Here is a 13629-nt window from a genome sequence, read left to right on the forward strand (position 1 = left end):
CTCAAATCCTTTCCTGGCCGATCTCCTCCAGATCATATGGCGTGGTCTGATAGATCTCGTTGATCCAGTTGCCGAAGAACAGGTGTGCATGGCTGCGCCATCGGTTCTGCGGAGGAATTTCCGGATCGTTATGCGGAAAATAGTTGTGCGGCATCTTGATCGGCACGCCGGCATTCACATCCCGGAAATACTCATCCGCCAGCGATGTGGAATCATACTCCACGTGATTGAACATGTAGAGCCGGTTGCAGGCCTGTTCATGCACGAGGCAGACGCCCATTTCGCTCGAATCCATCAGGATCTGCAAGCCGGGCACCTTTTCGATGTCGGCGCGGCGCACTTCGGTCCAGCGCGAGACCGGAATGGCGAAATCGTCGGAGAAGCCGTTGAGATAGACCGAGTAGGGCTTCAGGTTCTGATGGCGGTAGACGCCGAAGGCCTTCTCCGTCAGCGTATATTTCGGCACCTTGTGGAAATGGTAGATCGCCGCCATCGCGCCCCAGCAGACGTTCATCGTCGAATGGACATTGGTGGTCGTCCAGTCCAAGATCTCCTGCATCTCGTTCCAGTAGGTGACGTCCTCATATTCCAGCAGCTCGATCGGCGCGCCGGTTATGATGAAGCCGTCGAACTTGCGGTGCTTCACTTCCTCCCACGTCTCGTAGAAAGCAAGCAGATGCTCCTGCGAGGTGTTCTTGGCCTTGTGGCCGCCAACGCGCACCAGGGAAAACTCCACCTGCAGCGGCGATGCGCCGACCAGGCGCGCCATCTGGATCTCGGTCTTGATCTTGTTCGGCATGAGGTTGAGAAGCCCGATCTGAAGGGGGCGGATATCCTGTCGGAACGCCACCGTTTCGGTCATCACCCGCACACCCTCGTTCTGGAGGGTTTCAAACGCGGGGAGCGTATCGGGAATCTTGATGGGCATCTTTTCACTCGCCAAATACAAAAAAACCGGCCGCGATGAATCGCTACCGGTCCGCACGCGGCCCTTTAGCGACTTATTTAACGTGGCTGCAAGCCGGCCGGCCAAATCACCACAAGGGAAATTTCATAAACCCGACATCTCCGCGGGTCAATGGGGCAAGCGTCGGGGAAAGTCCGGGGCTGAGCTCGGAGGCGCGATACGGCCTACAGATGTTCAATGAGAGCTTCCATGCCATAACCGAGGCGATGCCTGGCAGCCTCGATCGGTAGCCAGAAGAAGCGGAAGCCGATCGGGTCGCCACCGTCGAAAGGCGTCATTTCGTGGTGGAACCAAGTGGCAGGCGCTCGCTCGGAGATACCGCAGCGGAAATAGTGCCGTTGGTGATAGTAATCGCGGCCGTTCTTTTCGAAACGGTAGTCGTGGACGCCCAGGGAATAGAGTTCGCGCGGCGCAAAACCGGTCTCCTCCTCGAATTCGCGCGCTGCGGCCGCTACAATGTCCTCACCGGATTCGACAGTGCCACCAGGAACCTGGAGCTGGACGGCGGGGAAGTCTGGCTCATCGAATACCAGCAGATGCCGATCCCGAACAGCATAGATCAAAACCTTTACGGCATCGGGTTGCATTATCTACCCTGCCCACGTGCCATGAAGGCCAGCCGCTCGAAGAGGTGCACATCCTGCTCGTTCTTCAGAAGCGCGCCATGGAGTTTCGGCAATACGTTCTTCGCATCGGCGCGCAGCGTTTCCGGATCGATATCGTCTGCGACCAGCAGGCGGATCCAGTCGAGCGCTTCCGAGGTCGAGGGCTTCTTCTTCAGGCCCGGCACGTCGCGGATTTCGAAGAATTGCGTCAGTGCCGCATGGACGAGCGTCTGCTTGATGCCGGGATAGTGCACCTCGACGATGCGCGTCAGCGTCTCCATGTCGGGGAAGCGGATATAATGAAAGAAACAGCGGCGCAGGAAGGCGTCCGGCAGCTCCTTTTCGTTGTTCGAGGTGATGATGACGATCGGCCGGACGACGGCCCGGATCGTCTCGCCGGTTTCGTAGACGTGGAATTCCATGCGGTCGAGTTCCTGCAGGAGATCGTTCGGGAATTCGATATCGGCCTTGTCGATCTCGTCGATCAGCAGCACGCATTTCTGCGGCGAGGTGAAGGCCTGCCAAAGCTTGCCCCGACGGATATAGTTGCCGACATCATGAACTCTGATGTCGCCGAGCTGGCTGTCGCGCAGGCGCGAAACCGCATCATATTCGTAGAGACCCTGCTGGGCCTTCGTCGTCGACTTGACATTCCACTCGATCAGGTCAAGGCCGAGCGCGGTGGCCACCTGGCGTGCGAGTTCGGTCTTGCCCGTACCGGGTTCGCCCTTTACGAGAAGCGGACGCTCCAGCCTTATGGCGGCATTGACGGCGACCATCAGATCCTTGTCGGCGATATAGTCGGCAGTTCCCTGAAATTGCATCGGAAGGCTTTCTCAATTTTTCAAGCGCAAGCTAATTGCTGGCCTTATTCGGTTTAAGACGCGAAACCGTGTATATAGGAATGTGATCCCACCGATCTATTGCAAGGGTGGACATGAGGGCGGCTCATGATTAACTGACGGGACGCGTGGCAGGGAAGTGCTGATGGCAGTTGATACGCAAGCCAAGCCGAATGGGCAGGGGAACGAGCAGGTCGGATACGATTTGAGCCTCTTCTTTCGGTTGAGGATGATGTTTTCCGCGTTCTGGAATTCGCCGGTCCGCATCAAGCTCATTATTCTTGTCGTCGCGCTTTTCGCAATCATCCTCGTCACGGCCTATGTTCAGGTGCTGCTCAACAATTGGAACGCGCCCTTTTACGATTCGCTGGCAAGACGCGATATCACCGCTTTCTTCCATCAGCTCGGCGTCTTCGGCATCATCGCCGGTTCGCTTCTGGTCCTCAACGTCATCCAGGCCTGGCTTAACCAGATGACCGCGCTGTACATGCGCGAGGGTCTGGCGCGTGATCTCGTCAATCAGTGGCTTCAGGCGAAGCGCGCGCTTCGTCTCGCCTCTTCCGGCCTGATCGGCGTCAATCCCGACCAGCGTCTGCATGAAGATGCCCGCAACCTGGCGGAAAGCACGACCGGGCTTGCCATCGGTCTGGTGCAGGCGACGATCCTGCTGCTGAGCTTTATCGGCGTGCTCTGGGAGCTTTCCAGCGGCATGGTATTCAAAGTCAACGGCATGAGTTTCGCCATCCCCGGCTACATGGTCTGGGCGGCAATCCTCTATGCCGGATCGGCATCGTTCCTCAGCCAATTCGTCGGCCGCCGCCTCGTGCGGCTGAATGCGGATCGCTATTCGAAAGAGGCCGAGCTGCGCTTTGCGCTCATGCATGCCAACGAGCATATGCCGGCGATCACGATTGCCGGCGGCGAAGAGAACGAGCGCCGGCGGATCAATCTCGATATATCGGCCGTGCTTGCCGTCATCCGGCAGCTTGCCATCGCCAATACCAATCTCACCTGGGTGTCCGCCGGCTATGGCTGGCTGGTGCTCATCATTCCGATCCTCGTTGCCGCGCCCGCCTATTTCTCCGGGGGCTTGACCTTCGGTCAGCTGATGGTGGCGGTCGGCGCCTTCAATCAGGTCAATTCGGCGCTGCGCTGGTATGTCGCGAATTTCGGCCCGATCGCCGAATGGCGCGCGACGCTGATGCGCGTGACCGATTTCCGCAAGGCGTTGACGGAGATGGACGACAAGACGCCGATGCCGCACACCCTCGTCTTTGAGAAGGCGGCACCCGGGACGATGGTTTGGACCGATCTGGAGATTTCGACGAAGACCAGCGACGATGCGACTGAAAACGGCTTCCGAATCGCGGAGGGTACGGTCACGATCAATGCCGGCGAGCATGTGATGATCAATGGCGATCACGGCGTAAACCGCAGGCTGCTGTTCGAGGTGCTGGCGCACCAGTGGTACAGCGGCTCGGGCACGGTCAGTCTGCCGCCGATGGATGACATGCTGTTCGTGCCGCATACGCCCTATGTGCCGACCGGCACGCTCAGGGAGGCAATCTGTTTTCCGGATGATCCGGACGCCTACGACGATGCCGCTGTCGAGGCCGTCATCGACAAGGTGGGGCTCGGCCGGCTGAAGAGCCGTCTCGATACGCAGGCCCGCTGGGATCGATTGCTCGATACCGAAGAGCAGAAGGCTGTCGGCTTTGCGCATCTGCTACTCGCGAAGCCGAAATGGATCGTCTTCGATGATGCCATGGATGGGCTCGAGGCTGAAGTTCAGGCGAAGGCTTTTGCTATGCTCACCGAATTGAAGGATGCGACTCTGATCTATATCGGGCGCTCAGAAGCCTTCATGCACTCCATGTCGCCGCGCATCCTGCATCTGCAGTCCTTGGCTCCGCATGAGCACAGCACCGATATGCAAACGCCGCCCGAGACCGCCGGTGCAATGCGGACGGGCGGGAAAAAGGCCAGTGCTCCCTAATACGATGGGATCCATCTTCATGTGATCCTCTGGCTTCAACCGCCCAAAACGCAAAACGCCCCGTCGCGAGGACGAGGCGTTCTTCATGCAAGCAATGAGCTTGAGACTCAGTCCTTGGCGCGCTCGACGTAGGAATTGTCTTCCGTGGCGATGACGACGCGGGTGCCGGCGGTAATGTGCGGCGGCACCAGGGTGCGGATGCCGTTCGACAGTATGGCAGGCTTGTAGGAAGAGGATGCCGTCTGGCCCTTCACGACCGGCTCTGTCTCGCTGATTTCGAGCGTAACATGGCGCGGCAGTTCGATCGCGAGCGGGATGCCTTCGTGGATCGACAGGATGCAGGTCATGCCTTCCTGGAGATAGGCCTTCTGGTCGCCCATGGTTTCGACATCGACCACGACCTGGTCGTAGGTGGCCGGGTTCATGAAGTGGAAGCCTTCGCCGTCTTCATAGAGGTACTGGAAGTTCACGTCTTCGACGAAGGCGCGCTCGACCTGTTCGGTGGTGCGCCAACGCTCGGAGACCTTCACGCCGTCGACGATGCGGCGCATGTCGACCTGGGTAACCGGCGTACCCTTGCCCGGATGAAAGTTCTGAGCGGTGAGAACGACGTAGAGCTTGCCGTCGACATCGAGAACGTTGCCCTTGCGGACCGAAGAGGCGATGACCTTGACCATAAGACTTCCTTGTAACGCTGCGCTTTGCGTCGTAGAGGGACTGTCGAAATGCTCTCCGAGACGCAGCAATTGTTTGCTTGGGGGCGCAACTACCCTAAATCAATGGAAATTGCCACCCCCTTGCGTGGGTCGTGCCCCGAAGAAAGCTAGGAATGAAGCCGAAGACGAGCAAAGCGTCCCCCTGGTGGACCCGCAATGTCCATGCGGACCGGCGGCCGTTCCTCATCGGCCGCAATGCCATTCAGGCTGCGTTGCGGGTTTTCTTTGCGCGCAACGACTTCATCGAGGTGGATACGGCGACGCTGCAGGTGTCGCCGGGCAACGAGGCCCATCTGCATGCTTTCGCGACCGAGGCGGTGACGACGGATGGCAAAACGCTGCCTCTCTATCTGCACACCTCACCGGAATTTGCCTGCAAGAAGCTGCTTGCGGCGGGCGAGGAGCGCATCGCCTGCTTTGCCCATGTCTACCGCAATCGCGAGCGCGGACCGCTGCATCATCCGGAATTCACCATGCTGGAATGGTACCGGGCAGGAGAGAGCTACGAGGCCCTGATGGCCGATTGCGCCGCAATCCTGGGGCTTGCTGCCGAGACGGTCGGGGCGAAGAAATTCAGCTATCGCGGAGCCGAAACCGATCCGTTCCTCCAGCCTGAGCGCATCAGCGTCGCAGCCGCTTTCGAACGTTATGCCGGCATCGATCTCTTTGCCTCCATCGGTCTCGACGGATCGACGGATCGCGAGCGTCTAGCGGCGGATATGCGGCAGGCTGGCATCCGCGTTGCCGACGACGATCTTTGGCAGGATCTTTTCAGCCGGGTGCTGGTTGAGAAGATCGAACCCAATCTCGGCTTCGGCCGCGCAACGATCCTCGACGAATATCCCGTTTCCGAAGCGGCGCTTGCCCGGCCGTCGGTAGCCGACCACCGCGTTGCCGAGCGTTTCGAGCTCTATGCCTGCGGCGTTGAGCTTGCCAATGCCTTTGGCGAGCTTACCAATGCCGAGGAGCAGCGGCGCCGCTTCGAGATCGAGATGGCGGAGAAACAGCGCGTCTATGGCGAGACCTATCCGCTGGACGAGGAGTTTCTGGAGGCGCTTGCTGTCATGCCTGACGCAAGCGGCATCGCGCTGGGCTTCGACCGGCTTGTGATGCTGGCAACCGGCGCCTCGCGGATCGAACAGGTGCTGTGGGCACCAGTCGCGGAGTATGACGCATGAATGTGATGCGCCCAATCCGGACTATCGGCGAACTTGAGCGCGCCGGGCTGATCGACGCCGACCATACAGTGGCGCTCGAAGCCGTGGCGGAGCGCTACGCCGTCGCCTTGACGCCGACCGTGACGCGACTGATCGACGCCGAAAACCCTGTCGATCCCATAGCCCGGCAGTTCGTGCCTGATCTGGCGGAACTCGTCGTCACGCCCGAGGAGCGCGCCGATCCGATCGGCGATCACGCGCATAGCCCGGTCGAGGGTATCGTCCACCGCTATCCCGACCGTGTGCTTCTGAAGGCCGTGCATGTCTGCCCTGTCTATTGCCGTTTTTGCTTCCGCCGCGAGATGGTCGGACCGCAGGGGCTCGGGACGCTGGACGGCGCTGCGCTTGACGGCGCCTTTGCCTATATCCGCGAGCACAAGGAGATCTGGGAGGTCATTCTGACCGGCGGCGATCCGCTGGTGCTTTCACCGCGGCGCCTGGAAGAGATTCTCGGGCAGCTTGCCGAGATCGACCATGTGAAGATCGTCCGCTTCCACACCCGCATCCCCGTCGTAGACCCTTTGCGGGTCGATGCGACGCTGATTGCGGCACTGAAGGCGAGCGGCAAGACCATCTATGTAGCGCTGCATGCCAATCATCCGCGGGAGATGACGGAGGAGGCGCGCGCTGCCTGCGCCCGGCTGGTCGATGCGGGAATCGTGCTTATCAGCCAGTCGGTTCTGTTGAAGGGCGTCAATGACGATCCGGAGGTGCTGGCGGCGCTGATGAGGGCTTTCGTCGAAACCCGGGTGAAACCCTATTATCTGCATCATCCGGACCTTGCGCCCGGCACCAGCCACTTCCGCCTCACGATCGCCGAAGGGCAGGCAATCGTAGCAAGCCTGCGCGGCCGTATTTCCGGCCTCTGCCAACCGACCTACATTCTCGATATTCCCGGCGGCTACGGCAAGGCGGATATCGGGCAAACGTCGGTGCGGGAGCTGCGCGAAGGCTGCTATTCGATTTCGGACTATCGCGGCGGCGGCCATATCTATCCGCCGGAAGGCTAGGGGCGGCCTTTGTCCTGCAGGACTATACTTTCACTGACGCTCTGATTGTTATGACGTTTTTTGAATGAAACGTGATGGCGAATTTTGGTACGTTAACCTTCTTTCACTTCTCGACATTCCAAAAATCGTCATTCCTTAATATTAGAGATTTTCGATATTTGTGCTTGAGCCGCGCGTTAGATGGCTTACGCTTGGTAAATTTCAATCAGGTAAGTATCGAATATAGCAATTTTACACGAAGTATAAGTTGGTTGTATTTACCACGTCGCTTAGCGGAATGTTCTATTTTGCCTGTTACTTCTCGGCGAAGAATAAGACTGCGTAACTGCGGTTATGCTTGCCATTGCCAGAAGGGACTAGACTATGAACAAGACGATTCGCGATTTGCTGGCCAAGTTCGGTACGCTTCCCGTTGCTGTCGATCAGATCGAAGACGATGCTGATCTTTATGCGGCGGGGCTGTCTTCCTTCGCTTCGGTACAGCTGATGCTCGGCATCGAGGAAGCCTTCGACATCGAATTCCCGGACAACCTGCTGAACCGCAAGTCCTTCGCCAGCATCGCCGCAATCGAAAGAACCGTCGGCATGATCCTGGACAGCAGAAAGGTCGCCTGATGACTGCGGCGGTCGCTCTACTCGAGGTTGGGACGGGCGAGGGAGCGGCGGTGCGCGCCGCCCGCGTCGCAGCGATCGCCAGCCAACACGCCGATGCCGTCGATGCCGAGGGTCGGTTCCCACGCGAAGCTGTCGACGCGATGCGCGCCGAAAAGCTGCTTTCCATCCAGATCCCCGCCGATCTCGGCGGCGAAGGCGCGTCGATGACCGAAATCGCCGAGCTTTGCTCGATCCTCGGCCAGGCTTGTGCGGCAAGCGCCATGGTCTTCGCCATGCACCAGATCAAGCTTTCGAGCCTGGTCGAGCACGGCGTCGACAGCGACTGGCACCGCGACTTCATGCGCCGCATTGCCAGGGAACAGCTGCTGCTTGCCTCTGCGACGACCGAGGGCGGGATCGGCGGCAACCTGCGCAACAGCATCTGCGCCATCAATGTCGAAGGCGATACCTGCGCCCTCGAAAAGGATGCGACCGTCATTTCCTATGGCGCTCATGCCGACGCCATTCTGATCACCTCGCGCAGCCATGCCGAGGCGGCGTCCTCCGATCAGGTGCTGACCTGCTTCCTGAAAGATCAATACGACATCAAGCGCACCGTCGAGTGGAACACGCTCGGCATGCGTGGCACCTGTTCCGACGGCTTCCTGTTCAAGGGTAAAGCTCCGGCCAAGCAGATCCTGCCGAAGCCCTTTGCCGAGATCGCCGCACAGTCGATGCTCGCAAGCTCGCACCTGCTCTGGAGCGGCGTGTGGTACGGCATTGCCGCCGATGCGGTTTCCCGCGCGCAGGCGTTCGTGCGGGCTGCTGCCCGCAAGTCTCCTGGCGTACAGCCTCCCGGCGCGCTGCGCCTCGCCGAAGCCTCCAGCATGCTGCAGATGGTGAAATCCAATGTGGTTGCCGGGCTGAAGGCCTATGAAGAGGCGAAGCTCGATGCTGATCGCCTGTCGTCGATGGCCTTCGCCGTGGCGATGAACAACGTCAAGATCGCGTCGTCGGAGATGATCCTGCCGATCATCAACCATGCGATGCTGATCTGCGGCATCATGGGCTACAAGAACGGTACGCCCTACAGCCTCGGCCGCCACCTGCGCGACGCGCACTCGGCGCAATTGATGATCTCGAACGACCGCATCCTCGGCAATACGTCGACAATGCTGCTCGTCCATAAACAAGATACCAGCCTGTTGGGGTAACCGTCATGGATATGCAAACATCGTTTCTCGACCGTCTTTTCGATTCCGGTCTCCTGATCGACACCGGCGTTGATGGTCTCTATGGCCGCAGTGGCCAGTTCGAAGACGTGATTTCCGCTTTCGAGCGCTTGATCGACACGTTCGGCGGCGCCGATGGCGCCGAAGCCATCCGCTTTCCGCCCGGCATGAACCGCGCCTTCTTTGAGACGAGCGGCTACATGAAGAGCTTTCCGCAGCTTGCCGGCACGGTGCACAGCTTCTGCGGCAACGAGCTCGACCATATGAGCCTGCTGAAATGCATGGAAGTGGGCGACGACTGGACGAAAGACCAGCAGGCGACCGATATCGTGCTGACGCCGGCTGCCTGCTATCCGCTCTACCCGACGGTCGCCAAGCGCGGCGCCATTCCGGAAGATGGAGCGCTCTATGATCTGCAATCCTATTGCTTCCGCCACGAGCCCTCCAAGGACCCGGCCCGCCAGCAGCTCTTCCGCATGCGCGAATATGTCTGCATGGGCAGCGAAAAGCACGTGACGGATTTCCGCCAGAGCTGGATGGACCGCGGTGTCGAGATGATGAAGGCCGTCGGTCTCGATGTAACCATCGATGTCGCCAACGACCCATTCTTCGGCCGCGCCGGCAAGATGCTCGCCAACAATCAGCGCGACCAGAACCTCAAGTTCGAGCTGTTGATCCCGATCACGTCGACAGCCAAGCCGACCGCCTGCATGAGCTTCAACTACCACCAGGATGCCTTTGGCACGAAGTGGGGCCTGAACTTTGCCGATGGCCGCGTCGTGCATACCGCCTGCGTCGGCTTTGGCCTGGAGCGCATCGCGCTGGCGCTGTTCCACACTCATGGTCTCGACACCAAGGAATGGCCCGAGAGCGTGCGCAAGACGCTGTGGGGCTGATCGCATCCATGGCTTCCGTGTTTCAGGGGCTGGATCCCGCCACCTACAAGCCACATGCACTGCACGACAGCGAGCGCATGTGGCCCGAGACCAACTGCTATATCGATCTCTGGATCGAGGTGCTCTCGAGCATGCAGCTGCCGCCGGAAGCCATGCTTGGCTTCACGGTGACGCAGGATTTCGAGGGCGACCAGTTCACCTTCTTCAAGGTGCCGCTTGAGGATCTGGAAGCGCTCTATGGCGTGCGCTGCACCGAGCTTGCGATCTACGACAAGGTTCAGAACCATGTCGCCGAGCAGATCGGCCGTGGCAGGCTCTGCCTGGTGGAGATGGATTCCTTCTTCATGCCGGATACTCAAGGGGTCGGCTATCGCCGCGAACACGGCAAGACGACGGTGGCGATCAACCGGCTCGACATGCAGGGCCGCACGCTCGACTACTTCCACAATGGCGGATTCTTCCAGCTGTCGGGCGAGGACTTCGACGGGCTCTTCCAGCTGCATCTGACGGATGAGGACCTGCCCTTCCTGCCCTATACGGAATTTGCGAAATTCCCGGAGACGGCACCGGCCGACGCTGCGATCCGTCAGACGGCACGACAGCTTCTGTCTTTCCATTTCCGCCGTCATCCGCTGGCCAATCCGATCCGCGCCTTCGCGGAGGTTTTCCCTGCGCAGGTGGAAGCGGTCGCCGAACGGCCATTCGGTTTCTTCCATAAATATGCCTTCAACACGCTGCGTCAGCTCGGCGCCAATTTCGAGCTTGCCGGCAGTCATTTCGACTGGCTTTCGACCGATCTGTCTGAAGCGGTGGCCGAGGCGCGGAAAATTTCCGAGACTGCGAAGTCGGTGCAGTTCCAGCTTGCCCGCGCCATCACACGCAAGAAGTTCGAGCCGCTGCGTACGGCCCTTGATCCGGCTGCCGATGCGTGGGATGCCATGATGAGCGACCTCGAACGGAAGCTTTGACCGACTTCCGTTCGATCGCGATACGGCTGGGTTATTTCTGAACATATTGGGGCGGGGGCAATCCCTCGAAAAATGTCATGGGCGGGCGCTTGGCGGATCTCGGCGATGGAATGCGGCTGAGCGAAGGCTGGAATCTGGTATTGACGGAGGCGGGCACCTGCCTCTCGCCCTCCGATGTGCCGCTGGCGTCTGGCTTCATCCCGGCGCCGGTGCCGGGCACGGTGGCGGAAGCCTTAGAAAGGGCCGGTCGTTTCGACCGGACGAGGCCGCAGCCTCTTCACGACCGTGATGCTTGGTACATCTGCCGTCTGGTGGATGCTGACGCCGGTGAGGCGGTCTTGCGGCTCGAGGGGCTCGCGACGCTTTGCGAAGTCTTCCTCAACGGCCAGAAAATCCTCGTCTCCGAAAGCATGTTCGAGGCCCATGGCGTCGATGTTACCCTCCTTGGCGGCGACGAGCTGGCGCTCTGCTTCCGCGCGCTGGAGCCGAAGCTTTTGGAACCTGGGCCGCGTGCCCGTTGGCGGCCGCAGATGATCACGCCTCACGGTCTGCGGATGGTGCGCACGACGCTGCTGGGCCACATGCCCGGCTGGTGTCCCGAGGTTCAGGCCGTCGGTCCTTGGCGGCCGATTTCGCTGCTGCGGCCGAATGCGCCTGTTATTCGCGATCTTTCCTTGCGGCCGGACCTGCTCGAGAACGGTGAAGGTCGGCTCTATGCTTCGCTATTGATCGAGGGCGATATCCGCGAGCTGGTTTTGCGCTGCGGAGAGACGGAACAGGCGTTCGAGAAGGACGGTCCCGGCCGCTATACGGCAATCCTGAAAATCCGCGATGTGGTGCCATGGTGGCCGCATACGCATGGCGTGCCGCAGCTCCATGATGTTACGCTCGTCGTCGATGGCGTGGAGCATGCGCTCGGACAGACCGGGTTTCGCCGGCTGTCGGTCGATCGCGGCGTCGATGGGCAGGATCTCGCTGTCATCGTCAATGGCGAGCGGATTTTCTGCCGAGGTGCTGTCTGGACTACGGCGGATATCGTGCGCCTGCCCGGCGACCGCGGTGATTACGAGGGCTGGCTGCGGCTGGCGGCTGAAGCCGGCATGAACATGATCCGCATCGGCGGCACCATGGCCTATGAGACGCCGGAATTCTTCCGTCTCTGTGACGAACTCGGCCTGCTCGTCTGGCAGGATTTCATGTTCGCCAATTTCGACTATCCGAAGAACGACAAGGCGTTCAACGCCCATGTCGAAACGGAGGTTTCGCAGTTTTTGGGTCGGACGCGCCTCTCGCCTTGCCTGGCTATCCTTTGCGGTGGCAGTGAGATCCATCAGCAGGCGGCGATGATGGGCCTGCCGGAGCAGTTCTGGAAGAGCCCTGTTGTCGAGGAGATTATTCCACCACTGGTGCAATCGCTGCGGCCGGATGTGCCCTATGTCGTCAATTCGCCGTCCGGCGGGGCCATGCCGTTTTCTTCGAATGTTGGCGTCACGCATTATTACGGCGTCGGCGCCTATATGCGGCCGCTTGCCGATGCCCGTCGTGCCGATGTCCGCTTTGCCGCAGAAAGCCTTGCCTTCGCGCATGTGCCGCAAGCCCGCACGCTTGGCCAGCATCTGCCGGTGCCGGCAGTCCATAGCCCACTATGGAAAGAGCGCGTGCCGCGCGATCGCGGCGCGTCCTGGGATTTCGAGGATGTGCGCGATCATTATCTTCAGGAGCTTTACGGCTTCGAGCCAAACCGGCTACGGCGGGAAGACCCGGATCTCTATCTCAACCTCTCCCGTGCGGTAACCGGCGAAGTGGCCGAGGAGACCTATGCCGAGTGGCGCCGCCAAGGTTCCGGCTGCAACGGCGCCCTCGTCTGGACGCTGCAGGATCTGCTCCCCGGCGCCGGTTGGGGCGTGATCGATTCGACGGGGGAGCCGAAGCCTGTCTGGTACGGGCTGCGCCGAGCCTTCCGGCCGGTGCAGATACTATTGATGGACGAGGGCACCAATGGCCTCGACGTGCACATCATCAATGAGAGCGATGCGACGCTCGATCTGACCGTCGAGGTCTCCTGCCTGCGCGACGGCCGTCAGATCGTCGTCGGTGGCGGGCGCGATCTGGTGCTCGATGCCCGAGGCAAGCAAAAGATAGCCTGCACTGATCTTTTCGGCGCCTTTTTCGATACGACCTATGCGTTCCGTTTCGGACCGCCATCGCATGATGTGACAGTGGCGCGGCTGACAGCTCCTGCGACCGGTACTGTGATCGCCCAGGCCTTTTACTTCCCGCTCGGGCGCCCAAAGGCGTTCCATGATGCGGAGATCACGGCGTCGGCAGTGCAGGAGGGTGAAGACTGGTTCCTCGAGTTGAGCAGCGATCGGTTGGCGCAATCGGTGCAAATCGACCTGGAAGCCTATCGCGCCGAGGATGACTGGTTCCATCTTGCGCCGGGCAGCCGGCGGCTTCGGCTGTACCGACGGGAGGGCGTTCCGGCCGATGTCATTCCATCCGGCCAGATCCGCGCGATCGGCAGCCGGCGGATCGTCGAGGTTTGAGAGCCTATCTCGCCAGCCAGGGGCGGGATAACTCCGTGCC

Annotated in this window: 12 protein-coding genes and 1 riboswitch; of the genes, 8 read left to right on the forward strand and 4 right to left on the reverse strand. The window is 60.3% G+C overall.

The window, feature by feature from the left end; translation table 11 throughout:
• Nucleotide 1: 1 nt before the first annotated feature.
• The 3 genes from metA to FHT85_RS18150 all read right to left on the reverse strand — a co-directional run bounded on the left by metA (nt 2) and on the right by FHT85_RS18150 (nt 2396).
• Nucleotides 2-928, reverse strand: coding sequence for a homoserine O-succinyltransferase (gene metA / locus FHT85_RS18140; protein WP_112412981.1), 927 nt, complete (start codon nt 926-928; stop codon nt 2-4).
• A gap of 45 nt (nt 929-973) precedes the next feature.
• A riboswitch (SAM riboswitch) is annotated at nt 974-1051 on the reverse strand.
• Nucleotides 1052-1131: 80 nt separating this feature from the next.
• On the reverse strand, nt 1132-1554 hold the full coding sequence (locus tag FHT85_RS18145; RefSeq protein ID WP_112412980.1) for an NUDIX domain-containing protein: 423 nt from the start codon (nt 1552-1554) through the stop codon (nt 1132-1134).
• Nucleotides 1554-2396: an AAA family ATPase gene (locus FHT85_RS18150; protein WP_112412979.1), complete on the reverse strand. Its 843-nt coding sequence runs from the start codon at nt 2394-2396 to the stop codon at nt 1554-1556. Before FHT85_RS18150 ends, FHT85_RS18145 begins: the two co-directional genes overlap by 1 nt.
• A gap of 163 nt (nt 2397-2559) precedes the next feature.
• On the opposite strand from FHT85_RS18150, the gene FHT85_RS18155 reads away from it, so the two are divergent.
• On the forward strand, nt 2560-4410 hold the full coding sequence (locus tag FHT85_RS18155; protein ID WP_112398105.1) for an ABC transporter ATP-binding protein/permease: 1851 nt from the start codon (nt 2560-2562) through the stop codon (nt 4408-4410).
• Nucleotides 4411-4517: 107 nt separating this feature from the next.
• Here FHT85_RS18155 and efp read toward each other — a convergent pair whose 3' ends face one another.
• Nucleotides 4518-5087, reverse strand: coding sequence for an elongation factor P (gene efp / locus FHT85_RS18160; RefSeq protein ID WP_015341611.1), 570 nt, complete (start codon nt 5085-5087; stop codon nt 4518-4520).
• Nucleotides 5088-5239: 152 nt separating this feature from the next.
• On the opposite strand from efp, the gene epmA reads away from it, so the two are divergent.
• The 7 genes from epmA to FHT85_RS18195 all read left to right on the forward strand — a co-directional run bounded on the left by epmA (nt 5240) and on the right by FHT85_RS18195 (nt 13589).
• Nucleotides 5240-6304, forward strand: a complete 1065-nt coding sequence (epmA, locus tag FHT85_RS18165; RefSeq protein ID WP_112398104.1) for an EF-P lysine aminoacylase EpmA — start codon at nt 5240-5242, stop codon at nt 6302-6304.
• A complete protein-coding gene (locus FHT85_RS18170; protein WP_112412978.1) occupies nt 6301-7353 on the forward strand; it encodes a lysine-2,3-aminomutase-like protein in 1053 nt (350 codons plus the stop codon). The genes epmA and FHT85_RS18170 overlap by 4 nt, the downstream gene beginning before the upstream one ends.
• Nucleotides 7354-7716: 363 nt before the next feature.
• On the forward strand, nt 7717-7968 hold the full coding sequence (locus tag FHT85_RS18175) for an acyl carrier protein (protein WP_112336202.1): 252 nt from the start codon (nt 7717-7719) through the stop codon (nt 7966-7968).
• Nucleotides 7968-9161, forward strand: a complete 1194-nt coding sequence (locus FHT85_RS18180; protein WP_112412977.1) for an acyl-CoA dehydrogenase family protein — start codon at nt 7968-7970, stop codon at nt 9159-9161. Before FHT85_RS18175 ends, FHT85_RS18180 begins: the two co-directional genes overlap by 1 nt.
• Nucleotides 9162-9166: 5 nt before the next feature.
• Entirely contained in the window at nt 9167-10075 is a 909-nt protein-coding gene (locus FHT85_RS18185; protein ID WP_112412976.1) for an amino acid--[acyl-carrier-protein] ligase, read from the forward strand.
• A gap of 8 nt (nt 10076-10083) precedes the next feature.
• On the forward strand, nt 10084-11043 hold the full coding sequence (locus tag FHT85_RS18190; RefSeq protein WP_112412991.1) for a DUF1839 family protein: 960 nt from the start codon (nt 10084-10086) through the stop codon (nt 11041-11043).
• Nucleotides 11044-11120: 77 nt separating this feature from the next.
• A complete protein-coding gene (locus FHT85_RS18195; protein WP_112412975.1) occupies nt 11121-13589 on the forward strand; it encodes a glycoside hydrolase family 2 protein in 2469 nt (822 codons plus the stop codon).
• Nucleotides 13590-13629 lie beyond the last annotated feature (40 nt).

The sequence above is a fragment of the Rhizobium sp. BK312 genome, assembly GCF_014193605.1.
Classification (GTDB): domain Bacteria; phylum Pseudomonadota; class Alphaproteobacteria; order Rhizobiales; family Rhizobiaceae; genus Rhizobium.